The sequence below is a fragment of the Gordonia oleivorans genome (assembly GCF_040044975.1).
Classification (GTDB): domain Bacteria; phylum Actinomycetota; class Actinomycetes; order Mycobacteriales; family Mycobacteriaceae; genus Gordonia; species Gordonia oleivorans.
The window spans coordinates 68,146-93,477 of the sequence record NZ_JBDZDI010000013.1; the positions used below are offsets into that span (position 1 = coordinate 68,146).

Here is a 25,332-nt window from a genome sequence, read left to right on the forward strand (position 1 = left end):
TCACCGCACCAGGCGGTACCTGCTCGGACTCACTCCGAAGTGCTTGCTGAACGCCCGCGAGAAGTGCGAGACATCACGGAATCCGAGTTCGGCGGCAATGCTCGCGACACTGCGGTCGGTGTCGCGCAGCAGCGCCGAGGAACGTTGGAATCGCTTGTCGTAGAGCCAGGTTCGGGGAGTTGTGCCGGTGCCACCGAACAACTTGTGGACATAGCGCACCGACATCCCCATCCGGATTGCGATGTCGGCGAGTGTGGTGTCGGGATCGGCGATGTGCCGCAGCATCTCGTGCTGAACCGACCGCAAATCCTCGGCGTGTGCCCGATCGGTGGCCGAGACACCGGGCACCTGGTGCGTCAATGCGGCCGAGACGACGTCGAGCATCGCCGACGCCACCGCACCAACCGGCCCGTCACCGAGATCGTCGTCGTGGCTCGCCAGGTCGACGAGGATCGACGACGCGATGCGTCCGACGCCGCCGGATGCGTCGACGCGCACCCCGAGGGCGTCGTCGACGAGGCTGCCGATCCGGCCCGCCACCAGTTCACGTGGCACGCGCAGCACCACCTGCTCGAAGTCGGTGACCCCGCTGACCACGAACGGCCGCAGCGCGTCGACGACGCCGAACGCGCCGTGGTCGAGGGTGGCGCGTCGGGATCCCTGCGCGATGGTCGCGGTGCCCTTGGTGATCAGGCACAGCAGCAGACAGTCGACCGGATCCGACTCGATCATCGCGGGCGTCCGGACCACGGTGTGCGGTTCGGCACGCACCACACTCAACGCCAGATCACCCACCGGCCGGGCAACGATGTCACCACCGAACGGCGACGTGAGGCCCGGCCAGTCGACATCCATCTCGCAGAACGTCGAGTCCAGGGTCTCGGCCCAGAGCTCACGGCCCTCCGACGACGCGAGCTCACGGGTGGTCACCGCGACGGCGGTGGACGCTGTGCGGTCGGTGCACTCAGGAGCAACGATCGGTGCACTCTCGGTCATTCTCTGGTCCCACCTCCGCCCATAGTGTTCCAGATCACAGCCATTCCGCCGAGCCCGGCATCACATCCCGGATACCCGACCGATGTCGATCGTGGCTGTTCGGAATACCCAGACGGAGGAACCCATGACCCTTGCATCTCCGGTGACACCCAGCTGGATCACCGACATCACCATGGCCGAACTCGAGGCCGATCCACGTCCGTTCTACGAACGTCTGCGCCGCGAGGCGCCGGTGGCATTCGTCCCGCAGCTCGGCCTGCACATCGTCTCGACCAGGCAATTGTGTATGGAGATCGCCAAGGATTCGGACCATTGGCCGGCGGTGATCTCACCGGCCGGCGGGCGTACTTTCGGTCCCGGCGCGATCCTCAACTCCAACGGTCCCGAGCATCGGGAACTGCGCGGCATGGTCGAGCCGCACCTGCAGCCGTCGGCGGTCGACACCTACATCGACGATCTGGTCCGGCCGTTCGCCCGGGCCCGCCTCGAGGACTTCGAGGACAACGGCAGCGCCGACATCGTTGCCGAGTACTGCGAGCCGGTCAGCGTCCGCGCCCTCGGCGACCTGCTCGGGCTGAACGATGTCAGCACCGACAAACTCCGCGAATGGTTCCACAAGCTCAGCGTCTCGTTCACCAACGCCGACATGACCGCCGACGGCGAATTCGCCAACCCCGACGGCTTCATTCCCGGCGACGAGGCCAAGGCCGAGATCATCGCGCACGTCGACCCCAAGATCGATCACTGGATCGATCACCCCGACCACACCGCGATCTCCCACTGGCTGCACGACGGCATGCCCGAGGGTCAGACCCGCAGCCGCGACGTCATCTACCCCAACCTCTACGTGTTCCTGCTCGGCGCGATGCAGGAACCGGGCCACGCGATGGGTACCACGCTGGCCGGATTGTTCAGTCGTCCAGAACAATTGGAACGGGTCATCGACGATTCGGCGCTGATCCCCCGGGCCGTCGCCGAGGGTATGCGGTGGGTGGCACCGATCTGGTCGGCCGCTGTCAAGGTGGCCACCAGTGAGGTCACCGTCGGCGGTGTCACCTTGCCCGAAGGCTCACTGGTCATGCTGTCCTACGGCTCGGCCAACAACGACGAGAACGCCTATGACGCACCGACGTCGTACGACCTCGACCGACCGGTCATCCCGAACCTCACCTTCGGTGGCGGTGTCCATGCCTGCGCCGGAACATATTTCGCCAGTGCCGTGGTCCGGATCGCGCTCGAGGAACTGTTCGAGACCATCCCCAACATCGAACGCGATCCCGACCACCAGATCGACTTCTGGGGATGGGGATTCCGCGGCCCCAAGGAACTCCATGTGCAGTGGGAGGTCTGAGGTGACCGTCACGACGACAGCAGCAGCGTCAACGACACCCATGTCGACACACCGGGTTCGGGTGGGATCGACGGACCTCGACGTCGGCGCCGATCAGACGATCCTCGACGCCGCGCTGCGCGCCAATGCCTGGATTCCGCACTCCTGCACCCAGGGCACCTGCGGTTCCTGCAAACTCCTGGTGCGCGAGGGAGCCGTCAACCATCGGGAATCGCCGGAGTACACGCTGACCTGCGACGAGCGTGCACGTGGAATGGCGTTGGCGTGCATGGCCACTCCATGTTCCGACCTCGTCGTCGAGCCCACCGGCTCGGTTGACGAGTCCATCCCACGTCATCCGTTGCGGGATTTCACCGGAACCGTCGTCGAACTCAGCGACATCGCCGCCCGCACGCGGCGACTCGTGGTGGAACTCGACGACGACCTGGCCTTCAACGCGGGCCAGTACTGCGAGTTGCTCGTACCCGGAACCACTGTGGGCCGCCAGTATTCGATGGCCAATCCGCCCGGCGACACCCGTCGCCTGGAGTTCCACATCAAGCTCACCCCGGGTGGGCTGGCGACGGAGAACTGGGTATTCGCCACCCTCGCGGTGGGCGAGCGGATCTCGCTGCGCGGACCGTTGGGTCAGTTCCATCTGGTTGCCGAACAGGAACAATCGGCCATCCTGATCGGCGGCGGCACCGGCCTGGCGCCGCTCAAATCCATTGCACGACATGCCCTCGAACACCGACTCATCCCCGAGATCCATCTCTACCACGGCGGCCGAACCCGCGATGACCTCTACGACGTGGACTTCTTCACGGCTCTCGCCGAGGAGCACAGCGGTTTTCACTACCACCCGGTACTCAGTGAGGAACAGTGGGACGGCGCCACCGGTCTGGTGACCGACGCCGTCCTCGACGACTTCTCGTCGTGTAAGGGCATGAGCGGATTTCTCTGTGGGCCACCGCCGATGATCGACGCCGGCGTCAAAGCCCTCAAACGCCGAAGGATGGCACCACGACTGATCTTTCGCGAAGAGTTCACCCCGGCACTGCCGACCTCAGTATCCACACCCACATCGACACCAGAGGAGTAACACCCATGTACGTCATCACCATCATCTACAACCAGCCCACCGACCCGGCGGCATTCGACGAGTACTACACGGCGAACCATGTACCACTGGTACACGCGATCGGTGGTGTCGCGAGCTTCAGTATGAGCCACTGCGAATCGCTGGACGACACCCCACCGGCCGCCTTCGCCATCGCGCGGCTGGGCTTCGCATCCAAAGATGATGCGGTAAAGGCACTCTCGTCGCCGGAGGGGCAGGCGGCGGCTGCCGACGTCGCGAACTTCGCCTCCGGTGGGGCGACGATGCTGTTCGGCGAGGTCCCGGACGAGGGCTAGCCGGCCCGGAACCGTCCCGGACTCACACCGACGTGCTTACGGAAGAGCCGTCCGAAATGCGACACATCCCGGAAGCCCACCCGCTCACAGATGGCCGCGACCGGATCACCGGTGGTCAGCAGCAGATGCTTGGCACGCTCGATACGCGCCGCGTACAGCCATCCGTTGGCGGTCTGGCCCTGCCCCTGCGCGAGTTTCTGCAGATTGCGCAGCGACATTCCGCTGCGGTGGGCGACGTCGGCGAGCGTCAGGTCGGCGTCGTGCAGATGGTCGGCGATCACCTGCTCGATGCGGGCGAGGTCCTGCGCGCGGTAGCTGTCGGCCGGACTGAGCACCGGAGCCGACTCGAGGATCGTCGCCGAGAGCATGCCCAACGCCGAGGTGGCGAACGGCGCCGCGGTGGTGGACGGCAGTTCCGTCTGCGCCAGATCGACGAGGATTCGGCCCACGATGGCGGCGGACCCGCTGTCGGGTCCGTACGCGCGCCCGGTCGACTCGGCTGCCAGCGATTCCGGCACCCGGCCACCCACCAAGGTGCCGGGCACGCGCACCACCACCTGCCGGAACGTTCCCGGCGCGTGGAAGACGAATGGCGCACCGAGGTCGAGGAGGGCGAACGCCCCACCGGACAGCGTGGCCGTGCGGCCGCGTTGCTGCACCTCGACCTGACCGTCGGTCACCACGCACACCAGAAAGTCGGCGCAGGAGTCGGAGGCGATCATCGCCGGGCTCCGGATGACCGTCTGCGCATCGCAGCGGATCGAACTCACGTGCAGGTCGCCGACCGGGCGCCCACCCCATTCGGCATCGAGTCCGCGGCGGGACGCCGGCCAGTCGACGTCCATCTCGGCATAGAGCGAGCCCAGCGTGCTACGCCATTCGTCGCGGCCCTCGGCCACATCGAGTTCGCGGGTGTCCAGTGTCAGGACCCTGTCGGAGCCGTCGGCCCGTGTGCGCTCAGAGTCCATCGAGTGTGCGCGCTCAGCCATGTTGTGCCACACCTCCGGGTTCTAGTGTTCTACGTCACAGGGACGTGGCCCCGCCACCATATACCGCTCGCACCGAGAAACGCGAGCACCGTCGACCGGCCAAGCGCCGCAGGGCATTCCACCACATCCCTGGTTTCCCACCACTCCCAGGAGGAATCTGTGACCACCGCACCGCTCGCCGAACGAACCACCGCCGCCGGCCCCAACGACGTCCGCCCGATGACGGGCGAAGAGTATCTGGAATCCCTCCGCGACGGCCGCGAGATCTATTTCCGGGGCGAACGCGTCGACGATGTGACCACCCATCCGGCATTCCGGAATTCCGCGCGCTCGGTTGCCAGGATGTACGACGCACTGCACACCCCGGACGCCCAGGGAGTCCTCGCCGTCCCCACCGACACCGGTAACGGCGGCTTCACGCATCCGTTCTTCAAGACCGCGCACAGCGCCGACGATCTGGTGGTCGCGCGCGACGCGATCGTCGCCTGGCAGCGGGAGGTCTACGGCTGGATGGGTCGCTCCCCCGACTACAAGGCGTCGTTCCTCGGCACCCTCGGCGCCAACGCCGAGTTCTACGGCGACTACGCGCAGAATGCCCGCGACTGGTACAAGAAGTCGCAGGAACGGGTCCTCTACCTGAATCATGCGATCGTCAATCCGCCGATCGACCGGGACCGCCCCGCCGACGAGACGGCCGATGTCTGCGTCCACGTCGTCGACGAGACCGACGCCGGGCTCATCGTGTCCGGCGCCAAGGTGGTCGCCACCGGATCGGCCATCACCAACGCCAACTTCATCGCCCACTACGGACTGCCGCTGCGCAAGAAGGAATTCGGGCTGATCTTCACCGTGCCGATGGATTCCCCCGGCCTGAAACTGCTGTGCCGCACCTCTTATGAGATGAACGCCGCGGTGATGGGCTCGCCGTTCGACTACCCGCTGTCCAGTCGATTCGACGAGAACGACTCGATCATGGTCTTCGACCGCGTGCTGGTGCCGTGGGAGAACGTCTTCGCCTACGACGTGGAGACCACCAACAACTTCGTGATGCGCTCGGGCTTCCTGAACCGCTTCATGTTCCACGGATGTGCCCGCCTCGCCGTCAAACTCGACTTCATCGCCGGCTGCGTGATGAAGGGCGTCGAGATGACCGGTTCGGCGGGATTCCGTGGCGTGCAGATGCAGATCGGCGAGATCCTCAACTGGCGTGACATGTTCTGGGGTCTGTCCGACGCGATGGCCAAGTCACCCGACGAGTGGGTCGGCGGCGCGGTGCAGCCGAACCTGAATTACGGCCTGGCGTATCGCACCTTCATGGGTGTGGGATATCCGCGGGTCAAGGAGATCATCCAGCAGGTGCTGGGTTCCGGCCTGATCTACCTGAACTCGCATGCCTCCGACTGGGGTAACCCCGACATCGAGCCCTACCTCAACCAGTACGTCCGCGGCTCAACGGCATCGCCGCGATCGACCGCGTACAACTGCTGAAGCTGCTGTGGGATGCGGTCGGCTCCGAGTTCGGCGGGCGTCACGAACTGTACGAACGCAACTACGGTGGCGATCACGAGGCCGTCCGCTTCCAGACCCTGTTCGCCTACCAGGCCAGCGGACAGGACCTCGCACTCAAAGGCTTTGCCGAACAGTGCATGTCGGAGTACGACGTCAACGGCTGGACCCGACCGGATCTGATCAACAATGACGACCTGCACATCGTTCGGGGCCGATGATGGACACCACCACCCACCCGGCTGCCGACGCCGATCTGGATCCATCCCCGCTCCGCATGCGAAAGGCGCTGGGCCGCTTCGCCAGTGGCGTCACCATCGTGACCACCGCCGAAGGTGAGAGCGAGGAGTCGGTACACGGCATGACCGCGAACGCGTTCACCTCGGTGTCGCTGGACCCACCGCTGGTCCTCGTGTCGATCGCCAACCGGGCCAGGATGAACGCCAAGATCGCCGAGACCGGTCGGTACGGCGTCTCGATCCTGGCGTGCGATCAGGAACCGCTGTCCCTGCATTTCGCGGGTGCGGCGTCGGAACCCGACCTCGTCCGATTCACCTGGCGGCGTGGGGTTCCGCTGCTCGACGGGGCGCTGGTACATCTGTCGTGCACGGTGACCGACAGTCACCCGGCCGGTGACCACACGCTGCATGTCGGACGTGTCGAAGAGCTCTGGTTCGACGACGGGCGTCCGTTGCTGTTCTACACCGGCAGTTTTCGCGCCCTCGAACTCCAGGGAGACGACAGCTGGGGCTTCTGATTCCGACGAAACCACCGGCGTGTGCCGCTGAGCGGCACATGCCGGTGGACATCCCTCCTCGAGAGACACATAGTGGCCTCCCAACCGGGCCAGGCAGGTTCAAGAAAGGTCTATATCCATGGCAGCGTTGCAGACGGTTCAGAAGATCGGACCGGTGTTGGACCTGTTCACCGTGGCCCGCCCGGAATGGGGCGTGTCGGAAGTCTCGGCGGCCATCGGGGTCCCCCGCTCGAGCGCCCACGCGCTGCTCGCGTCGCTCGTCGACATCGGTCTGCTGCAATGTCGCTCCCGCGGCCGCTACCGCATCGGCTGGCGCATCGTCGAACTCAACGAGACCCTGCAGGGTACCGTCGATGTGAAGACCTGTGCCGCAACGATCTTGGCGTCGTTGTCGGAGAGATTCGGTGAGACCACCCATCTGGCCATCATGGAGCGCTACCGCGTCATGTACGTCGACAAGGTCGTCGGCAACCAGGTCATCAACGTGTCCGGGGCACGCATCGGTGCCCACCTCGATGCCCACTGCAGCGCGGTCGGTAAAGCACTCCTCGCCCATCGCCATCCGGGTGAGATCGAACGCAATCTGCTGAATGCACCGCTCAAGCGATACACGGCGTCGACGATCACGAATCCCGCCGAACTCACGCGTGAACTGAAAGCCGTTCTGCGCCATGGTTGTGCGTTCGACACCGGTGAGGCCGTCGCCGATGTCAATTGTGTTGCCGCACCGATCCGGGACGAGATGGGCGTGGTGGTCGCGGCCATCTCGATAACCGCGCCGGCCAACCGATTCGTGGCCGCGCAGCAGGAGTTTCGGCGGGCGGTCATCGCGGCGGCGGGTGCGGTGACCAAGTCCCTGTCCGAATCCGTGGCCGGCGAGTCGGTCGGTGATACCCAGGTCTCCACGCTGCACGCGATAGCCGGATGAGACGCTCAGTGGTGCGTGAGCTGACGCGACAGGCCCAGCGCCGCGGTCCGCACCGCCGCGGCGGCCTCGTCGAGGTTGATCCGGTTGTGCCAGCCCGAGACCGAGATCCCGGCCACCACCTCACCGTCGCTGCCGACCACGGGACTGGCCACGCAGACGACGCCGGGACGCGACTCCTCGAGGTCGAAACTCACTCCCCGGCCGCGGATTCGGACCAGTTCCGCGGTGAACAGGCCGGGGTTGGTGATGGTCCGTTCGCTCAGTCGTGGCAATCCGCCTGCCACGATCCGGTCCACCACATCCGCCGACGAGAAGGCGAGAATCGCCTTGCCGATGCCGGTTCCGTGCGCCGGCCAACGACCACCGGCCCGGGTGGGCAGCGGCGGCGCCGTCGGGCTGCGCAGCACCTCGAGGTAGATCACGAAGGTGTCGTCGAGCACGGCCAGATGCACCGAATGACCGGTTGCCTCACGCAGATCGGCCATGAACGGCGCCGCCGCGTCGCGCAGATCCTTGCGCCGCGGCACCCGCTGACCGAGCACGAACAGTCGCATTCCGAGGCGGTACCGAGTGCCGTCCCGTTCGAGCAGACCACCCGCCACGAGTTCGCCGGCGGTTCGTTGCGCACTGGACTTCGAGATGTCGGCGCGGCGGGCGATCTCCGAAATCCCCAGTCCGAGTTCCGAAGCCGCCACGACATCGAGGATGCGGATTGCGCGCGCCACGGTGCCCGGAGTCGCGTCGCCACGTCCGCCGTCCCGTTGTCCGGCACGATTGCTCTGCATGTCGGAACAGGGTGCCGCACACCTCTCGCTTCACGCAAGCACACCCACACCCTTCCCCCACACAGAAAGCACGCCCATGTCCGATGATGTCCAGGTGACCGCCGCGGCGTTCCTCGACGCGTATCGCCAGATGCAGCCGATCGATCCGATCGCCGACCGATTCATCGACGCCCCACTCTCGACGGCCTACGAGATCGCCCTCGCCCAGGTCGAGGACTGGGTGAAGAACGGCGACACCATCAAGGGCCACAAGGTCGGGCTCGCCTCTCGCGCGATTCAGCGCCAGATGGGGGTGGATCAACCGGATTTCGGCCACCTCACCGCGAGCATGTTCCACCTCGAGAACGCGCCCATCCCGGCGGGCACCTTCATCCAGCCGCGCATCGAACCCGAGGTCGCGTTCGTCCTCGGCAGGCCGCTGCGCGGACCGGGAGTGACCGTTGCCGAGGCCGCCGCCGCCGTCGACTTCGTGCTGCCGTCGCTGGAGATCGTCGACTCCCGCATCACCGACTGGAAGATCGGCATCTTCGACACCATCGCCGACAACGCCTCCTCGGGCGGTGTGGTCCTCGGCAGCAGACCCTCCCGGCTGTCCGATGTCGACCTGCGACTGTCGGGCTGTAACCTGCACGTCAACGGCGAACTGGTCGCCACCGGCGCCGGGGGTGCGGTGCTCGGCTCGCCGCTCAACTCCCTTGTGTGGCTGGCCAATACCGTTGGACCGCTGGGCGTGACGCTGGAGCCGGGACACGTGGTACTTCCCGGATCGATGACGAAGGCGGTCCCCATCTCCCCTGGCGACACCATCGTCGCCGACTTCGCCGGAATCGGCAGTGTCACCGCACTACTGGAGGGAACGAAATGACCACAGCATCGGAGACCACCACCACCTGGAGCGCCGGGCGGGTGGCCGAGACCCTGTTGAGCGCCGAACGCTCACGGACGGCACGGACGTCGATCCGCGCCGAATGGCCGGACCTGACACTCGACGTCGCCTACGCCGCACAGGATATCGCCCTCGCCGATCGCCGGGCGCGCGGCGAGACCGTGGTCGGCATCAAGCTCGGACTCACCTCACGCGCCAAGCAGCAGCAGATGGGCGTCGACGAACCGTCGGTGGCCTGGCTGACCGATGCGATGGCGTTACCGGCCGGGCTGCCGGTTCCGCGTGATCGGCTGATCCACCCGCGTGCCGAACCGGAGATCGCCTTCGTCCTCGGACGTGAACTGAAGGGCCCGGGCGTCACCGCCGCCCAGGCGATGGCCGCCGTCGACTACGCGGTGGGCGCCATCGAGATCATCGACAGCCGCTACTCCGGGTTCAATTTCAGCCTCGAAGACGCTGTCGCCGACAATAATTCGTCCGGCGTGTACATCACCGGGCCGGTGATGCGACGACCCGACGAACTCGATCTGGGGTTGGAGGCCTGCCTACTGGAGGTCGACGGCGACGTCGTCGACAGCGCCACCGGTGCTGCCGTCCTCGGCCATCCCGGTGAGGCATTGGCGTTCGCCGCCAACACCTTCGGCGCGCGTGGGGTAACCCTGCAGCCGGGTTGGGTGGTGCTCACCGGCGGGATGACCGACGCCGTCCCGGTGGCGCCGGGTGCTCGCGTGGCCGCGCACTTCACCTCCCTCGGCACCGTCACCGTCGCAGGGGGCTGAGCGTGCCGTTCATCGACGTGACCATCGCGCAGGGACGCAGTCCCGAACAGGTGCGCTCGCTCATGCACGAGCTGACCGAGGCGGCCCACCGCACACTGGGCGCACCGATCGCCAACATCCGGGTGGTGGTGCGGGAGGTCCCGAAAACCCACTGGGCCGCCGGGGATGTGACGATCGCCGAGCGGGAGGCTTCGATGCCAGAATGACGCATCCGACAGTGATTCTACTGGCCTGAACTGCGGCGACGGGTCTTGTCGGTGGCCAGTTGTATGTTCTTCTCATGTCCGTGATGCCGTGTTCGGAACCCGACGACGACTGGGTTGCCGATCTGCCTGATGCCGGTGATCCGGTGCTGGGCCCCGGTGGGCTTTCGGCGCAGTTGGCTGATGATGAGCGGTTGCCGGCGGTGGCGTTGGTGGAGGTGGTGGCTCATTGTGCGGCGACGGTGGCGACCGCGAATTTCCGCATGATCTCGACGAGCTCGATCCGGCGGTTGCAGGCGTTGTCGTTGATGCATGAGTTGCATGAGGAGGATTACGGCGTCGAGATCGCCGAATCGTGTCAGGCCGTGGCCGAGGATCGTGACCCGCGGGCGGAGTTCGGGCCGGATGGGTTGGAACGCACGGTTGCCGAGGTGGGGGCGGTGTTGTCGGTGCCACCGGCGCAGGCGCGGGAGCTCATTTCTGCCGGTGATGCGGTGCGGTATCGACTGCCGCAGGTGGGTGCGATGTTGGCGGCCGGGCGGATCGATCTCAAGCGGTTTCTGATGGTGGTGGCGCGTACCCGGTTGTGTTCGCCGGAGCTGTTGGGGGAGATCGATGTCGAACTGGCCCTGGAGATCGCGGCGCGTGATCACATGTCGACGCAACGGTTTGTGATGATGGTCGATTGCGTGATCGCGCGGATCGACAAGGCGGCGATGCGGCGTCGGCGGACGCGGGCCAAGACAGATCGGGATGTGCAGGTGCGTCCGGATCGGTTTCATCCCGGGCAGTCGAAAGTGTCGGCGCAGTTGCCGGATACCGATGGTGCGGTGGTCAAGGCGCGGTTGGCAGAGATGGCGAAGCAGGTGCACCGCGAGGACCCACGGTCGATGGCGCAGCGCCGTGCCGATGCATTGATCGCGCTGACCAGGGCCAGGACCGATTGGCGTGCCGGTGCCCGGCGTGCGAGGAGGAACGCGACACCTCCGCCCAAGCCTCAACCCAAGCCGAAGCGGCCGAGGACTTCGCCGAGCCTGCAGCCGAAGCCAAGGGTGCTGCCCACGCGGCCGACGTCGACGGCGGTGACTGCGCGGGTGATGCCACCGACGCCGACTCCTGCTCTGCTGCAGCGGCGGACGGGCAATTCGACTCCGGCGTGGCCGCCGACGACTCCCGAGGAGCCGACCAGGACGACGGCACTGTCGCCGATACGGCGGTGGAACCTGCCGATTCCACTGACGAGGGCGTGGGCGGCGATCCAACAGATCCCGCGACCCCGGTCGACCCACCTGCGGTCACCGACGCTGATTCCGCATCGCACTGTTCGTGTACGTGTGCCGAACACCGCTCCCCGCCACCGCCACCGGTACCGGTACCGGTACCGGCGGCAACGATATTCGTGGTCGCCAACCAATCCACACTCGACGGTGAAGATGACGAACCCGGCTATCTCGACGGGTTCGGCGTCATCGATGCCGACTCCGTGCGCGACCTCGACAATCGGGAGTTCACCCGCCGCGTCGGGGTGTCCCGAGAACTCGCGATGCAAGGTCTCGACGGGTGGAAGTACCGGCCCGGCAAACGTACTCAGGCCTACATCCGGGCGGGTGAGCCGTGTTGTACCTGGCCGGGTTGCAACGCGCCCGTATCCACCACCGATCTGGACCACAAGATCCCGTTCGATCACAAGCATCCGGAGCGGGGCGGACCGACCGCGGTGTGGAACCTGGGACCACTGTGCCGTTTTCACCACCGACACAAAACGTTCGGGCGATGGCGCGACTTTCAGGACTCGCTGATGCGGGCGTTCTTCCAGTCCCCGTCCGGGCACTGGTTCGAAGGCAACGCCTTCCGCGGCTCCGACATGTTCCCCGGCCTGGCTGTCCTGGCCCCCAAGCCGCCCGATCACCCGGCACGCCGGGCCATCGACACCAGGTACGCCCATGCCCGCGACGAGGCCGATGACGCCGCCGACCGTGCCGAACGCAACGACCCACCACCCTTCTGACGGCGCTGGACGCACACTCGATGCGGAACAGCGCCCACTCGACGCACGAGGGTCAGGGAGTGCCTGCGCGGGCCGCGATCTCCGATGCACGCGCACCCAACGCCGGACGGCCCGCGATCCCCCAGTTGTCCGGATCGACCTCGATGATCTGTCCGCGTACGCCGGCGCGGTCGACGTCGAGGACGTCCACGATGAGGTCGGTGAATGCAGCGAGCAATTGCTGACGTTGCTTCACAGATCGTCCGGCCAGCACGATTGCGGTGAAATACGGCGCAACCACACCGCTCTCGGCGACGAGCTCCCCGGCCACCGTGAGGTGAGCGGGGTCATAGTGCACCAGGAAGGTCCGCACCCGCTCGATCGGAGAGTCGAGGACTCGCGAGTAGGCTGCCGCCGCCTCGGTCAGCAGTCGGCGCTCCTGATCGGGTGTCGCCGCTCCGACGGGCAGGTGAAAGTGGGCTACCGGCATGGTCTTTCCCTTCTAGAGAAGTCCGTGGCGCACGCCGCCGTCGGCGGTGAGGACGGCGCCGTGCAGGACGTCGGCTTCCGGCGCCAACAGCGTTTCCACCACCCAGGCGATCTCCTCGAGCGTGGGTAGACGGCCCAGCGCGGTCTTGGCGCGGTAGCGCGCCCAGATCTCCTCGATCGCTTGCCCGGTCTGCTGCGACTCGGTCTCGATGATCGCGCGCAACCGAGGCGTGTCGACGGGCCCGGGCGCGACGGTGTGCGTGGTGATTCCCTTCGGCCCGTACAGCGCACTGATCTGCCGCATCAGGTTCAGCAGTGCGGCATTCGCGGTGCCCGGGCCGGCATCGAGCGGACCGGGTTCGATACCGAGCGATCCGGCGATCGCCACGAACCGCGATCCCGGCACAAGGTGAGCCCGCACCGCGTGCAGCAGCCGCACCGGCCCGGCCACCTTGACGTTGGCAGCGGTCGCCAGCGCCGACGGCGTGATGGTGTCCACCGAACCCTTGACCGGCAGACCGGCCGCGAAGATCGCCATCCGGACGGGCGCGTCGAGCGCTGCCCGAATGTCGTCGACCGCGGCGTCATCGGCGATATCCGTGCGGCACGACACGATCAGAGGGCTCGTCGTCGCGAGTTTGTCGAGCTGCTCCTGTGAACGGGCCACCGCCACCACCCGATGGCCGCGACCGACGAGTCGCTCGACGATGACCGATCCCATCGCGCCCGTGGCGCCGACCACCACACAGGTCTCTGCCGCGGCGTGCTCGGACATGCCTGCCGCACTCACTTGCGTAGCCGGATGGTCACCGCGCGGGGCTCGGTGAAGAATTCGCGGGAGTACTGACCGCCTTCGCGGCCGAGTCCGCTGATGCCCTCCCCACCGAACGGCAGGCGCAGATCCCTCTCGAAGAAGGTGTTGATCCAGACGGTCCCGGCCCTCCATCGCGCTGCCATTCGATGAGCGCGATCGAGGTTCTGCGTGAACAGCATTCCGGCCAGGCCGTACGGGGAGTCGTTGGCGATCCGCAGCGCCTCGTCCTCGGTGTCGAAGCCGATGACCGTCTCCACCGGGCCGAAGATCTCCTCGCGAGCGGTGCGGGACTCATTGGTGAGCCCGGTGATCACCGTCGGCGGGTAATAGAAGCCCTTGGCATGTGCGGCACCGGTGAGCCGCTCGCCTCCCGTGATGACCTTCCCACCCTCCTCCTGAGCGAGTTCGACGTACCCGGCGACCTTGTCGAGGTGACGTTGTTCGATAAGCGGCCCCATGAATGTCCCGGAATCCTTGGGATCGCCGACGGTGAGCTTGGCGGCCTCTTCGGCGAAACGCTCGATGAAGGCTTCGCGGATCGAGTTCTGCACCAGTAGTCGTGAACCCGACAGGCACACCTGACCGTTGCCCCCGAAGATCGCACGAATCGACATCGGCACCGCCACATCGAGATCGGCGTCGTCGAAGACGATGTTGGCCGACTTGCCACCCATCTCCGCCGACACCGGCGTGTGATTGAGCGCTGCCGCCTGCAGGATGTGGACGCCGGTGGCGCTCGACCCGGTGAAGGTGATGCGATCCACCCGCGGGTCCGACGTCAGCGGTCCGGCAACGGCCTCGCCGCCGAAACCGTGCACGACATTGAGCACGCCCGCCGGCAGGCCCGCCTCCAGTGCGATCTCGGCGAACCGGTTGGCGGTCAACGGGGTTTGTGGTGCCGGTTTGAGCACCACGGTGTTCCCGAAGGCCAGCGCCGGTGCGATCTTCCAGGTGGCCAGCATCAGCGGCGCATTCCACGGGCTGATCGCCGAGACGACTCCGGCCGGCGGGTAGAGCACGTAGGACAGCAGGTCGCCGTCGGGGTAGGCCTCGTTGGCGGCCATCGACACGTAGTCGGCGAAGAACCGCAGATTGTGGGCGACCCGCGGGATCTCCGCGTGGAGCGACTGCGAGATCGTCTTGCCTCCGTCGCGGGTTTCCAGCTGCGCCAGTTCTTCTCGATGCTCGTCGACGGCGTCGGCGACGGCGCGCAGGATGGTGGCGCGTTCCTTGGGTGACATCTGCGGCCACGGTCCGGTGTCGAAGGCGGTGCGAGCCGCGGTGATGGCGGCTGCGCCGTCGTCGGCGGTTCCGCGGGCCACATTCGCCAGCAGTGTGCCGTCGTGCGGATCTCGGGATTCGAAAGTTGTTCCGTCCGAGGCACCATGCCATTCGTCACCGATCAGGTGACGGATCTCGACGGGTGTTGATGTGGTGGTCATACCGCCGCCACCTCCGGGGTCTCGTAGGTGCGGCCGGCCAGTTCGGAGGCCACGTCGATGATCATGTCCTCCTGGCCGCCGATCACACCCCGGCGGCCGAGTTCGAGCAGGATGTCGCGGGTACTGACACCGAACTTCTTGGCGGCGCGTTTGGTCGGGTGGAAGAAGGTCGAGTACACACCGGCGTAGCCGAGGACCAACGCCGTCTCGTCGACGATCTGCGGTTCCTTCATCAGTGGCGCGACCACGTGCTCGGCGGTGTCGATGAGCGGGAAGAGATCCACTCCGGTGTCCCATCCGGCGCGTTCGAAGGCGGCCGCGAGAACCTCGGTCTGGGCGTTGCCGGCGCTCGCGCCGAGACCGCGCAGCGAACCGTCGATGAAGGTGGCGCCGTTCTCGGCTGCGGTGAGCGCGTTGGCAATTCCGACGCCGAGGTTATTGTGGGCGTGGAATCCGATGTCGGCGGAGATTGCCGACCGTAGTGCGGCGACCCGTTCGCCCGCCTGCTGCGGCACCATCGCACCGGCGGAGTCGACGACGTAGACGACGTCGGCGCCGTAGGAGTCCAGCTTGGCCGCCTGTTCGGCGAGTGGCTCGGCCTCGAGTTTGTGGCTCATCATGAGGAAGCACATGACTCTGAGGCCCTTGTCTTTTGCCCACTCGACCGGTTGCTGACCACAGTCGGCCTCGGTGCAGTGCACGGCCACCCGGACGGTGGAGATGCCCGCGTCGATGGCGCCCTGCAGTTCGTTGAGGGTGGCGATTCCGGGGACGTACAGCGCGGCGATGTCGGCGTTCTCGACGGTATCCACGGCGGCGCGGACGTATTCGGGATCGGTGGCGGCGGCGAAGCCGTATTGGATCGACGAGGCACCCAGCCCGATGCCGTGGGCGACCTCGATGGTCGGCACTCCGGCGCGGTCGAGTCCGGCGGCGATCGCCGCGACGTTCTCGGTCGTGAATTGGTGTGACACGCTGGACATTCCGTCCCGAAGCGTGGTGTCGACGAGGGTGATCTCGCGGTTCGTGGTCGGCTGGTCGGTCATCGTGTTGCTCCTGCGACGAGGTTCTGCTGGGCCATCACGTCGGCGACGCGTACGGCGGCGGCGGTGATGATGTCGAGGTTGCCCGCGTAGGTGGGCAGGAAGTCGCCTGCGCCAACGACTTCGAGCATCACCGTGACGAGATCGCCTTCGACGTCGACGAGTTTGAGGGTGTACCCCGGCACGTACTCCTGCACTCGGGTCACCATGTCGATGACGGCACGTTCGATGGCCGTCGCGTCGGGGTTGCGCACCTTCGCGTAGACGGTGTCCCGCATGTTCATCGGCGGTTCGGCCGGATTGATGACGGAGATGGCCTTGGCCTTGTCGGCCCCGGCGACCTGCGCGAGGGCACGTCCGGTCTTCTCGCTGAACTCGCTGAGATTCTGCCGCGTTCCGGGGCCGGCGCTCGCCGACGCGATGGCGGCGACGATCTCGCCGTAGGCGGCGTCGGCAACCTCGTTGATGGCGTACAGGATCGGGATGGTGGCCTGTCCGGCGCAACTGACCATGTTCACATTGGGGGCGCTGAGGTGTTCGTCGAGATTGACGGCCGGAACCACATACGGACCCACCGACGCCGGCGTGAGGTCGATGGCGGTGATACCGGCGTTCGCATACCGCGGGGCTGCCGCGGCGTGGATCTTCGCCGAGGTCGCCTCGAAGACAAGATCGGGCAGATCCGATTGCGCCAGAAGCCAATCCACTCCCCCGGCGGAGATCGTGAGACCTTTCTGATCGGCGCGGCGCAATCCCTCGCTGTCCGGATCGATCCCGATCATGTACACCGGATCGACGTGCTCGGACCGGAGCAGTTTGTACATCAGGTCCGTCCCGATGTTGCCCGACCCGACTATCGCGGCGGTCAACCGACTCATCGTGTTCTCCCTTGTTCGCTGACGCATTGGCACCGACGGTAGGCAGTTGGTCCCTGCTCGTGAGCCCGGTCACGGGGTACCCGGACAGACGAGCCCGTCCCGGCGACGTTGTTCGGCATTGCCGAACAACAGTGATGGCGGTCACAGAGTTGGTCCATGCTCGTCTCATCCGCAGATGGATGGCACCGCCCAAGCGGTTCGCCAATGAGTCACCACAGGAGATCCGATGACCGAAAATCCCGGCCGTTTCGACGTTGCCCATCTGGCACGCTGCGAGCTGCTCAGCCCCAAGCCCCAGGAGACCGAAGAATTCTTCACCCGGTTCCTCGGTATGTACGTCACCAAGCGTGAGGGGCAGTCGGTATACCTGCGCGGCTACGAGGATCCCTACCAGTGGAGTCTCAAGATCACCGAGTCCGCACAGCCGGGCATGGGCCACGCGGCAATGCGCACCAGCTCACCCGAGGCGCTCGAGCGGCGCGCGAGGTCCCTGCAGGACGGCAACATCGAAACCTCTTGGCACGAGGATGAATTCGGCTACGGCAAGACGCTGTCATACAACACCGCCGACGGCCACGACTTCGCTCTGCTGTGGGAGGCCGAGAAGTACGTCGCGCCGGCGGAACTGCAGAGCAAGATCCTCTCCCGGCCGTCGAAGAAGCCGCTGCAGGGCATCCCCGTCAAGCGCATCGATCACCTGAACCTGATGGCATCGGATGTGACCGCGGTGAAGAACGAGTTCGAACGTCACCTCGGCTTCCGCACCACCGAGCGCGTCGTCGACGGTGACGTCGAGATCGGCGCCTGGATGAGTTCCAACCTGCTCGGCCACGAGGTCGCCTGCATGCGCGACATGACGGGCGGTCGGGGCAAACTGCATCACCTCGCCTTCTATTACGGCACCGGGCAGCACAATGTCGATGCTGCGGAGATGTTCCGCGACTATGACATTCAGATCGAGGCCGGTCCCGACGTGCACGGCATCACCCAGGGCCAGTTCCTCTACGTCTTCGAACCCGGCGGCAACCGGATCGAGTTGTTCGGTGAGGCCGGCTATCTGCACCTCGATCCCGATGCGCAGACCAAGACCTGGAACATGGCCGAGATCGACACCGGTCTGGCCATCGGCGGCGCGAAGCTTCCGTGGGAGACCTACTTCACCTACGGCACCCCGAGCCCGCTGTCACTCGATCAGCACATCGAGCAGTTCGCCCACTTCGGTCCCGGCGCCGAACTGCCCGAGGCCGAAGCTGCGGTGGAGAACATCCCGGCGGAGATCGATCACTCGCGCGCGGTCGCCGGCGCCCCGGTGTAGGCGCACCACGTCACGCCGCCATCACGCACATCAGCGCGGAGCCCTCGGGTTCCGCGCCGATGTTGTGTTCGTGGGAGGCTACTTTCCCGGCCCGGGCAGCGGCGGTCGTCCACACTGAACCCAGTTCCCCACCAGGACGGCGTGCGCCAGCGCGGCGACCAGGAATCCGACGGAGGCCACACCGAGCCCGGTCTGCGTCGACCAGTAGCCGAGCACCGACAACGGAACAGCGATCGCGCTGATCGCCGAGGCCAACCAGCACCAGCCGAATCGTCGTAACGTCACGGCGACGGTGGACATCAGTGCGCCGGTCACGCCGAGCCCGATGGCGATCTCACCGAGAATCGTGCGGACACCGTCGGCGTCGCTGGTGATCCACGCGGTGATGGTCGCGGCGGTGAGCACGGCGATCGCGGCCCAGATCACCCGGACCGATCGCGGACGCAGCGGGACCTCCGCCAGCACCTTGCGCTCGATCTTGCGCAACGATGCCGCGAGCCCCGGGTCCAGTTCGAGCCCTGCCACTACTCTCCGATCGTCGGCCACCTGCTACCAGTGTGCTCCGTGTCGAGCGACGGCATGGACCGGGGTGTCGCGGCCAGGTCGTTGACAGCGCTCTCCTCCTCACTGACAACGCTCTGGCCCAGGTCGCTCGGCTCCCAGCCGATGCTTGCGAGGCCTCGGGGCTCGTCGCTATCGCTGGACCCAGTGCACGGCAATGACCGGCATCGACGCTGCGCTCTCCGGCATCGGACGGCATCCCTCGCCGCACCCACTCGACGAGAAAGGACGCACACTCGACGGGAATGAGCGCACACTCGACGAGAAAGGACGCCCACTCGACGAGGAAGGGCGCCCACTCGACGGGTGTGTTACACAGATCGGCCGTTCAGTTGTTCCGCTTGTAACCACCACGAAATACGCTGGCGGTCTACTTGATGCGTGGCCGAGAGTTCGACGGCCCGCCCCGGACCCTGATCCGGAATCTCCCCGGCAACGTCGCCGAACCTGAATCTTCATTTCCTGCAGAGCTTTCCGCACCTTCAAGGAGCCCCATGTCCCTCGACGACACCATCACCGAGAACATCGCCAAGTCGCTCGCCGAGATCCCCCATCCCTCGCTGCCCAAGGGCTCGAACATCTACGGTGGCACCAAGATCTTCCCCGACTACCAGGCCGAGGACGGCGAAACCTACTTCACCCTCGTCCACGGTATCGCGCACGAGTCGTCGGTGTCGTTCGTGGCGGTGCTGCAGGCCACCCGCGCACTGCGCAAGGGATTCGAATCCGCCATCTACTTCTACGGCCCCGGCGCCATCAATTGCCTTGCCACGCGCGGCTTCCCGAAGACCGGCGACTCCGGGTTCCCCGGTGAGCAGAACATCAACGACTCCCTCGCGACATTCATCTCCGAGGGCGGCACCGTCTTCTGCTGCCGCTTCGGCCTCGCATTGCACGGCGGCCGCGAAGAAGACCTCATCGAGGGCGTCATTCCCGCGCACCCACTCGACGTGCAGGACGCGGTCATCCACTACGCCCGCAAGGGCGCCATCATCAACTCGACCTACATGGTCTGACGAGGATGCCATGACCATCATCGGATCGGTCGCGGCCAACTTCACCCGCGACCTCGAGCAGAACTACCAGACGATCGCCGAGTATGTGGCGCAAGCTCGTGAGCAGGGCGTCGACTTCCTCGTCTTCCCCGAGGCCGCCATCGGCGGCTACCTGTCGAGCCTCGGCAATCACGGTGACACGATCAAGAACACCCAGCGGTCACTGCCGCCGGCGATTCGCCTCGACGGCCCGGAAATCGCACGGGTGCAGTCGATCATCGGTGACATGCTCATCGCCATCGGTTTCTGCGAACTCGCCGACGACGGCGAAACCCGTTACAACGCAGCCGCACTCCTCGACGGCACCCGAATCTACGGCAGCTACCGGAAGGTGCACCAGCCACTGGGCGAGAACATGTCGTACTCGTCGGGCACCGACTACGAGGTCTTCGAGACACCCATCGGCCGCGTCGGTCTCCAAATCTGTTACGACAAGGCATTTCCCGAAGCCGCTCGGATCATGGCCCTCAAAGGTGCCGAGGTCATCGCCAGCCTCTCGGCGTGGCCGGCAGCGCGGACGGCAACCGCGGAGAACCTGCAGGAGGATCGCTGGACCTACCGGTTCAACCTCTTCGATGTCGCCCGCGCCCTGGACAATCAGGTGTTCTGGGTGGCCTCGAACCAGTCGGAAACCTTTGGCTCCCTCCGCTATGTCGGCAACGCCAAGATCGTCGACCCCGGGGGAAACATCCTCGACTCCACCCTGCTGGGGAGCGGACTGGCCATCGCCGACGTCGACATCCCCGGCACCTTCCGCACCATGCGCGCAGGCATGTTCCATCTCCGCGATCGACGGCCCGACGTCTACGGCACGTTGACCGATGTCGACGCCACCGGCGCGGCGGCCTGGCGGAGTCTGTCGCATGCCTGAGATGACCTTCACCGTCCGTTGGCCTGATGGTGCTGTGCGCGAATACTATTCGCCCAGTCTCGTCATGCACGATCACCTGGAGTCGGGCGCGGACTACACCGTCACCGAACTTCGTGATCGCGCCACCACCGCTCTCGGCGAGGCGGCCGAACGCGTCCGCGCCAAGTTCGGATTCGCATGCACGTCGGCCGCCGCCTCCGCGGCCGACATCACCTCCACCGCAGACGGCTACGACGACGATGCCACCGTCACCGTGATCACCATGTATCCGCCACTGCCCCAAACCACTTCCTCCAGCGCCTCTTCCCACCCCCCGGAGTCACCATGAGCACACCGGCTCATCCCACCCACCACATCCCTGTTGTCATCGTCGGCGGCGGCCAGGCCGGCCTGTCGGTCAGCTGGTACCTGCAACGAGCCGACATCGACCACATCGTCGTCGAATCCGGCACCCTGATGCACGCCTGGGCCGACAAGCGGTGGGACAACTTCACTCTCGTCACCCCGAACTGGCACTGCCGACTACCCGGACACGCCTACGACGGCGCGGACCCCGACGGATTCATGACCCGCGACGAGGTCGTCGCGTGGTTGTCGAGGTGGCTGGACACCTTCAGTCCTCCCGTGCGCGAGCACACCACGGTCACCCGCGTCCACCAGCCGACCGCGCACGGATTCCAGGTGACACTCCACTCCCAGGTTGCCGACGCGGGCGCCGGCGACGAGATCCTCACCTGCGATCACGTCGTGATCGCCACCGGCGGGTACCCGCTGCCGGTGCTACCGCCCTACGCGTCGTCACTCGATCCTACTGTTGCCCAGATTCATTCGGAACAGTACTTCCATCCCGACCAACTCCCCGAGGGCGGCGTGCTGGTCGTCGGATCGGGCCAGTCCGGCACCCAGATCGCCGAGGACCTGCATCTGGCCGGCCGCGAGGTCCACCTCGCCATCGGCAACGCACCCCGCGTCGCGCGGACCTACCGCGGCCGGGACTGCATGACGTGGTTGGCCGAGATGGGTGTGTATGACATTCCGGCGCAACAGTATCCGGGCGGACGGGTGGCGCAGGAGAAGACCAACCACTACGTCACCGGCCGGGACGGTGGCCGCGACGTCGACCTGCGCCAGTTCGCCCGCGAAGGGATGCGCCTCTACGGCGCCCTCACCGGCGGCAAGGACGACCACCTCACCTTCGCCCCGACACTGACCGGATCGCTTGACCGGGCCGACGCGGTGTACAACTCCATCTGCTCCGACATCGACCGCTACATCGACGCCCAGGCAATCGATGCCCCACCGGCGTCGCGATACGAGCCGGTGTGGACGCCCGACACCGATCCCACCGCACTGGACCTCACCGCGGCCGGGATCGCGGGCATCATCTGGGCCATCGGGTACCGGCCGGACTATCGCTGGATCGAGGCCAGCGCCTTCGACGGCGCCGGCCGCCCGATGCAGACCCGCGGAATCACCGCGGTCCCCGGACTCAGCTTCATCGGCCTACCCTGGATGCACACCTGGGGATCCGGCCGATTCCTCGGAATCGACCGCGACGCCCACCACGTCGCCGATGCCATCACCACCGCGCTGCGCCGGGACAACCCCGGTACCCACGCGAGTCCGGTCGGCATCGCGTCCTGATCGACCCGCCGCATCCACACCCGCACCAACCACACCCGATCGATCCGCAACGACGCGGCACCGACCTCGCCCCAGCGCATCCCGCGAGCGAACGGAGCACACCATGACAGCATCCACCCGGGTCGACCTCGCACTCCTCGGTATCCGGGGCACACCCCCGGTCCATCGCACCGGCGGTGCCGGACCCAGCGACGACGGCCACCTCATCGTCGACGGCCTGGACGCCGCCATCCCCCGAAACCCCGACAGTCCCTTCGTCTTCGACGGCAGCCGGGTGCTGCGCGACGGCGACGACACCGGATTCGAGATCGGGGTGATCAGCCGCCCGAGGTTCTACGATCTGCGCACCGACGACGGCATCACCTACGAGCAGATCGCCAAGCTCCACGGCCGGAATGTGCTGGCCACCACGGTGGTTCAGACGTGCATCCGCTACGACGAGGATCAGCGCTGCCGATTCTGTTCCATCGAGGAATCCTTGCGATCCGGTTCGACGGTGGCGGTCAAACGCCCCGAGCAGCTCGCCGAGGTCGCGCGGGCGGCAGTGGATCTCGACGGCGTGACCCAGATGGTGATGACCACCGGCACCTCCGCCGGAAAAGACCGGGGCGCACGACATCTGGCGCGCTGCGTCCGGGCGGTGAAGCGAGCAGTGCCGGATCTGCCGATCCAGGTGCAGTGCGAACCGCCCGCCGACCTCTCGACCATCACCGACCTACGAGATGCCGGCGCGGACGCCATCGGCATCCACGTCGAATCCCTCGACGACGCGGTCCGCCGGCGCTGGATGCCCGGCAAATCGTCGGTTCCGTTGAGTGAGTACCGCGCGGCGTGGGCCGAGGCGGTACGTGTCTTCGGGCGCAATCAGGTCTCCACCTACCTCCTCGTCGGACTCGGCGAGGACCCCGACGAGATGATCTTCGGTGCAAAGGAACTCGTCGACATGGGGGTGTATCCGTTCATCGTTCCGTTCCGTCCGCACGCCGGAACCCTCGCCGTCGACGTGGACAAGGCGGGGGCACCCGACCCGGCGATCGTCGAGAAGATCAGTCGGGAGGTCGCCGCCCACCTGGCCTTCACCGGAATGGCCGGCACCGACCAACGCGCCGGATGTGCGGCCTGCGGCGCCTGCAGCATCCTGGCGAGCGTGGGAGGCTGACATGCTCGACGGACGGCCCCGGCCCGGCACACTCGCGCACACCACACCCGCCCCCGCATGTCCCGCACCCCGGGAACTCTCGATTCTCGCCGGCCGGCGCGCGGCACCCGCGCCCGCCTTTCTGATCCGGGTGGCCGACGACCCGACCACACTGGCCGCGTATCACGCTCTGCGACATCAGGAATTCGTCGAACGCCAGGCACTGTTCGCCGGCTCCGACCGCGATCACGTCGACGACGACCCGAGCACCGACGTGCTGGTGGCCATCGCCGGTGACACCGTCGTCGGCGGAGTGCGCGTGGCACCGATGCACTCGCCCGACATCGGCTGGTGGGCGGGCAGCCGGCTGGTGGTTGCCGACACCGCGCACGCCGGCGGGATCGGCCGGGCGCTGGTGCGGGCGGCCTGCGCACACGTCGAGCAGGCCGGCGTCCTGCGTTTCGACGCCACCGTGCAGGCGAGGTACGCCACGATGTTCGCCTCCCTCGGGTGGGACGACACCGGAACCGGGGAGACCATCGGGGAGCGTGCCCACCGTCGAATGCGGTGGCCGCTGCACCAGATTCAGCGGACCGCGGACTCCACCAAATCCCTCCTCGCCGATGTGCTGGCCCCGCTGCGTCACCAGGACGGCGGTCTCGGTCCGGACGGATTCCGCGGTGACGACGGTGTGCCCCTGGCAGGTTCTGACATGATCGCCGCCTGCGATGCCATCATTCCGGCCATGGTGGACCGCGACCCGGAATGGGCGGGGTGGTGCTCGGTGCTGGTCAACATCAACGACCTGTCGGCGATGGGGGCCACGTCGACAGCCCTTCTCGATGCGGTCGGCGCACCCACCACCGCACACCTGCGCCGCATCGTCGGCGGTATCGCGGGGGCGGCGCAGGCCTGGCGCACCCCGGTGGTGGGTGGCCACACGCAGGTCGGCGTCCCCGCATCGTTATCGGTGACCGCTCTGGGCCGCACCACCGAGCCGATCGCGGCGGGCGGCGGGCGCGTCGGCGACGTCGTGTCCGTGGCGGCCGATCTCGGCGGGTCGTGGCGACCGGGGTATCACGGCAGGCAGTGGGACAGCACCAGTTCGCGCAGCGCCACCGAACTCGGCGAGCTGGCCGCCCTGGTGCAGCGGCTACGGCCGGCCGCCGCCAAGGACGTCAGCATGGCCGGGCTCGCGGGCACACTCGGCATGCTGGCCGAGGCGTCGGGGACCGGAGCCGAACTGGACGTCACCGCGATTCCCCGACCCGACGCCGCGACGATGGGTGACTGGCTCACGTGTTTCCCCGGGTTCGCCATGCTGATCGCCGATCGCCAACCGGCCGCCGACCTGGGCGGTCCGGCGGTGACCGCATCCTGTGGTCGCCTCACCGCCGCACCCGGGGTTCGGCTGCGCTGGCCCGACGGTGAGGTGACCACCGCCGTCGCGTCGACGGTCACCGGACTGGGGGTGGCGTGAGCATCGTGCCCGCCCGCGCCTCTCGCGGCGCGTTCCTCAG

Annotated in this window: 25 protein-coding genes and 2 pseudogenes; 18 read left to right on the plus strand and 9 right to left on the minus strand. The window is 66.7% G+C overall.

Translation table 11 applies throughout. The features are described from left to right. Nucleotides 1-996, minus strand: coding sequence for an AraC-like ligand-binding domain-containing protein (locus tag ABLE92_RS17470; RefSeq protein WP_348806016.1), 996 nt, complete (start codon nucleotides 994-996; stop codon nucleotides 1-3). A gap of 124 nt (nucleotides 997-1,120) precedes the next feature. On the opposite strand from ABLE92_RS17470, the gene ABLE92_RS17475 reads away from it, so the two are divergent. From ABLE92_RS17475 to ABLE92_RS17485, 3 genes are read left to right on the plus strand one after another with little or no spacing between them, the layout of a single operon-like run. Beyond that, nucleotides 1,121-2,347 carry a cytochrome P450 gene (locus tag ABLE92_RS17475; protein WP_348806017.1) on the plus strand — a complete coding sequence of 409 codons (1,227 nt, stop codon included), beginning with the start codon at nucleotides 1,121-1,123 and terminating at the stop codon, nucleotides 2,345-2,347. A 40-nt stretch (nucleotides 2,348-2,387) separates the two neighbouring features. Beyond that, on the plus strand, nucleotides 2,388-3,428 hold the full coding sequence (locus ABLE92_RS17480; RefSeq protein WP_348806018.1) for an NADH:ubiquinone reductase (Na(+)-transporting) subunit F: 1,041 nt from the start codon (nucleotides 2,388-2,390) through the stop codon (nucleotides 3,426-3,428). 5 nt (nucleotides 3,429-3,433) lie between these two features. Beyond that, complete coding sequence (locus tag ABLE92_RS17485; protein WP_348806019.1) at nucleotides 3,434-3,742, plus strand: EthD family reductase; 309 nt, start codon at nucleotides 3,434-3,436, stop codon at nucleotides 3,740-3,742. Here the strand turns inward: ABLE92_RS17485 and ABLE92_RS17490 are convergent. Next, complete coding sequence (locus ABLE92_RS17490; RefSeq protein ID WP_348806020.1) at nucleotides 3,739-4,731, minus strand: AraC family transcriptional regulator; 993 nt, start codon at nucleotides 4,729-4,731, stop codon at nucleotides 3,739-3,741. The two genes, ABLE92_RS17485 and ABLE92_RS17490, sit on opposite strands and share 4 nt — an antisense overlap. A 219-nt stretch (nucleotides 4,732-4,950) precedes the next feature. Between ABLE92_RS17490 and ABLE92_RS17495 the strand changes: the two are divergent. From ABLE92_RS17495 to ABLE92_RS17505, 3 genes and pseudogenes are all read left to right on the plus strand, one after another. Further along, a pseudogene (locus ABLE92_RS17495) lies at nucleotides 4,951-6,458 on the plus strand (4-hydroxyphenylacetate 3-hydroxylase family protein). Next, nucleotides 6,455-6,994 (plus strand): flavin reductase family protein, encoded by a 540-nt coding sequence (locus tag ABLE92_RS17500; RefSeq protein ID WP_496560820.1) that lies wholly within the window; start codon nucleotides 6,455-6,457, stop codon nucleotides 6,992-6,994. The pseudogene ABLE92_RS17495 and the gene ABLE92_RS17500 overlap by 4 nt, the downstream one beginning before the upstream one ends. A gap of 118 nt (nucleotides 6,995-7,112) precedes the next feature. Next, nucleotides 7,113-7,922 carry an IclR family transcriptional regulator gene (locus tag ABLE92_RS17505; protein WP_348806021.1) on the plus strand — a complete coding sequence of 270 codons (810 nt, stop codon included), beginning with the start codon at nucleotides 7,113-7,115 and terminating at the stop codon, nucleotides 7,920-7,922. 5 nt (nucleotides 7,923-7,927) lie between these two features. On the opposite strand, the gene ABLE92_RS17510 is transcribed toward ABLE92_RS17505, so the two are convergent. After that, the gene (locus ABLE92_RS17510; protein ID WP_348806022.1) at nucleotides 7,928-8,707 is read right to left on the minus strand and encodes an IclR family transcriptional regulator; all 780 of its coding nucleotides are present in this window, start codon (nucleotides 8,705-8,707) and stop codon (nucleotides 7,928-7,930) included. A gap of 76 nt (nucleotides 8,708-8,783) precedes the next feature. Between ABLE92_RS17510 and ABLE92_RS17515 the strand changes: the two genes are divergently transcribed. The 5 genes and pseudogenes from ABLE92_RS17515 (at nucleotide 8,784) to ABLE92_RS17530 (ending at nucleotide 12,583) form a co-directional block, all read left to right on the plus strand. Continuing rightward, nucleotides 8,784-9,572 (plus strand): 2-keto-4-pentenoate hydratase, encoded by a 789-nt coding sequence (locus tag ABLE92_RS17515; protein WP_348806023.1) that lies wholly within the window; start codon nucleotides 8,784-8,786, stop codon nucleotides 9,570-9,572. Next, on the plus strand, nucleotides 9,569-10,372 hold the full coding sequence (locus ABLE92_RS17520) for a 2-keto-4-pentenoate hydratase (protein ID WP_348806024.1): 804 nt from the start codon (nucleotides 9,569-9,571) through the stop codon (nucleotides 10,370-10,372). Before ABLE92_RS17515 ends, ABLE92_RS17520 begins: the two co-directional genes overlap by 4 nt. A 2-nt stretch (nucleotides 10,373-10,374) precedes the next feature. After that, complete coding sequence (gene thmT, locus ABLE92_RS17525; protein WP_348806025.1) at nucleotides 10,375-10,578, plus strand: 2-hydroxymuconate tautomerase; 204 nt, start codon at nucleotides 10,375-10,377, stop codon at nucleotides 10,576-10,578. 305 nt (nucleotides 10,579-10,883) lie between these two features. Beyond that, a pseudogene (locus tag ABLE92_RS26195) lies at nucleotides 10,884-11,480 on the plus strand (DUF222 domain-containing protein); the annotation flags it as partial. 38 nt (nucleotides 11,481-11,518) lie between these two features. Further along, entirely contained in the window at nucleotides 11,519-12,583 is a 1,065-nt protein-coding gene (locus ABLE92_RS17530; protein ID WP_348806026.1) for an HNH endonuclease signature motif containing protein, read from the plus strand. Nucleotides 12,584-12,635: 52 nt separating this feature from the next. Here ABLE92_RS17530 and ABLE92_RS17535 read toward each other — a convergent pair whose 3' ends face one another. The 5 genes from ABLE92_RS17535 to ABLE92_RS17555 are packed head-to-tail and all read right to left on the minus strand — an operon-like array spanning nucleotide 12,636 to nucleotide 17,228. Further along, nucleotides 12,636-13,052 carry a tautomerase family protein gene (locus ABLE92_RS17535; RefSeq protein WP_348806027.1) on the minus strand — a complete coding sequence of 139 codons (417 nt, stop codon included), beginning with the start codon at nucleotides 13,050-13,052 and terminating at the stop codon, nucleotides 12,636-12,638. Between the two features lie 12 nt (nucleotides 13,053-13,064). Continuing rightward, nucleotides 13,065-13,826, minus strand: coding sequence for an SDR family oxidoreductase (locus ABLE92_RS17540; RefSeq protein WP_348806028.1), 762 nt, complete (start codon nucleotides 13,824-13,826; stop codon nucleotides 13,065-13,067). Nucleotides 13,827-13,837: 11 nt separating this feature from the next. Further along, entirely contained in the window at nucleotides 13,838-15,307 is a 1,470-nt protein-coding gene (locus ABLE92_RS17545) for an aldehyde dehydrogenase (RefSeq protein ID WP_348806029.1), read from the minus strand. Continuing rightward, entirely contained in the window at nucleotides 15,304-16,353 is a 1,050-nt protein-coding gene (dmpG, locus tag ABLE92_RS17550; RefSeq protein WP_348806031.1) for a 4-hydroxy-2-oxovalerate aldolase, read from the minus strand. The genes ABLE92_RS17545 and dmpG overlap by 4 nt, the downstream gene beginning before the upstream one ends. Further along, complete coding sequence (locus ABLE92_RS17555; protein ID WP_348806032.1) at nucleotides 16,350-17,228, minus strand: acetaldehyde dehydrogenase (acetylating); 879 nt, start codon at nucleotides 17,226-17,228, stop codon at nucleotides 16,350-16,352. The genes dmpG and ABLE92_RS17555 overlap by 4 nt, the downstream gene beginning before the upstream one ends. A 226-nt stretch (nucleotides 17,229-17,454) precedes the next feature. Between ABLE92_RS17555 and ABLE92_RS17560 the strand changes: the two genes are divergently transcribed. After that, entirely contained in the window at nucleotides 17,455-18,543 is a 1,089-nt protein-coding gene (locus ABLE92_RS17560; protein WP_348806033.1) for a VOC family protein, read from the plus strand. Nucleotides 18,544-18,621: 78 nt separating this feature from the next. Here ABLE92_RS17560 and ABLE92_RS17565 read toward each other — a convergent pair whose 3' ends face one another. Beyond that, nucleotides 18,622-19,068 carry a hypothetical protein gene (locus ABLE92_RS17565; protein WP_348806034.1) on the minus strand — a complete coding sequence of 149 codons (447 nt, stop codon included), beginning with the start codon at nucleotides 19,066-19,068 and terminating at the stop codon, nucleotides 18,622-18,624. A 530-nt stretch (nucleotides 19,069-19,598) separates the two neighbouring features. Between ABLE92_RS17565 and ABLE92_RS17570 the strand changes: the two genes are divergently transcribed. The 6 genes from ABLE92_RS17570 (at nucleotide 19,599) to ABLE92_RS17595 (ending at nucleotide 25,292) form a co-directional block, all read left to right on the plus strand. Further along, nucleotides 19,599-20,120 (plus strand): MSMEG_0572/Sll0783 family nitrogen starvation response protein, encoded by a 522-nt coding sequence (locus ABLE92_RS17570; RefSeq protein ID WP_348806035.1) that lies wholly within the window; start codon nucleotides 19,599-19,601, stop codon nucleotides 20,118-20,120. A gap of 10 nt (nucleotides 20,121-20,130) precedes the next feature. After that, a complete protein-coding gene (locus ABLE92_RS17575; protein WP_348806036.1) occupies nucleotides 20,131-21,030 on the plus strand; it encodes a carbon-nitrogen hydrolase family protein in 900 nt (299 codons plus the stop codon). Beyond that, nucleotides 21,023-21,358, plus strand: coding sequence for an MSMEG_0570 family nitrogen starvation response protein (locus ABLE92_RS17580; RefSeq protein WP_348806037.1), 336 nt, complete (start codon nucleotides 21,023-21,025; stop codon nucleotides 21,356-21,358). Before ABLE92_RS17575 ends, ABLE92_RS17580 begins: the two co-directional genes overlap by 8 nt. Further along, on the plus strand, nucleotides 21,355-22,674 hold the full coding sequence (locus ABLE92_RS17585) for an MSMEG_0569 family flavin-dependent oxidoreductase (RefSeq protein WP_348806038.1): 1,320 nt from the start codon (nucleotides 21,355-21,357) through the stop codon (nucleotides 22,672-22,674). The genes ABLE92_RS17580 and ABLE92_RS17585 overlap by 4 nt, the downstream gene beginning before the upstream one ends. A 103-nt stretch (nucleotides 22,675-22,777) precedes the next feature. Then, complete coding sequence (locus tag ABLE92_RS17590) at nucleotides 22,778-23,833, plus strand: MSMEG_0568 family radical SAM protein (RefSeq protein WP_348806039.1); 1,056 nt, start codon at nucleotides 22,778-22,780, stop codon at nucleotides 23,831-23,833. Between the two features lies 1 nt (nucleotide 23,834). After that, nucleotides 23,835-25,292 (plus strand): MSMEG_0567/sll0787 family protein, encoded by a 1,458-nt coding sequence (locus tag ABLE92_RS17595; protein ID WP_348806040.1) that lies wholly within the window; start codon nucleotides 23,835-23,837, stop codon nucleotides 25,290-25,292. Nucleotides 25,293-25,332 lie beyond the last annotated feature (40 nt).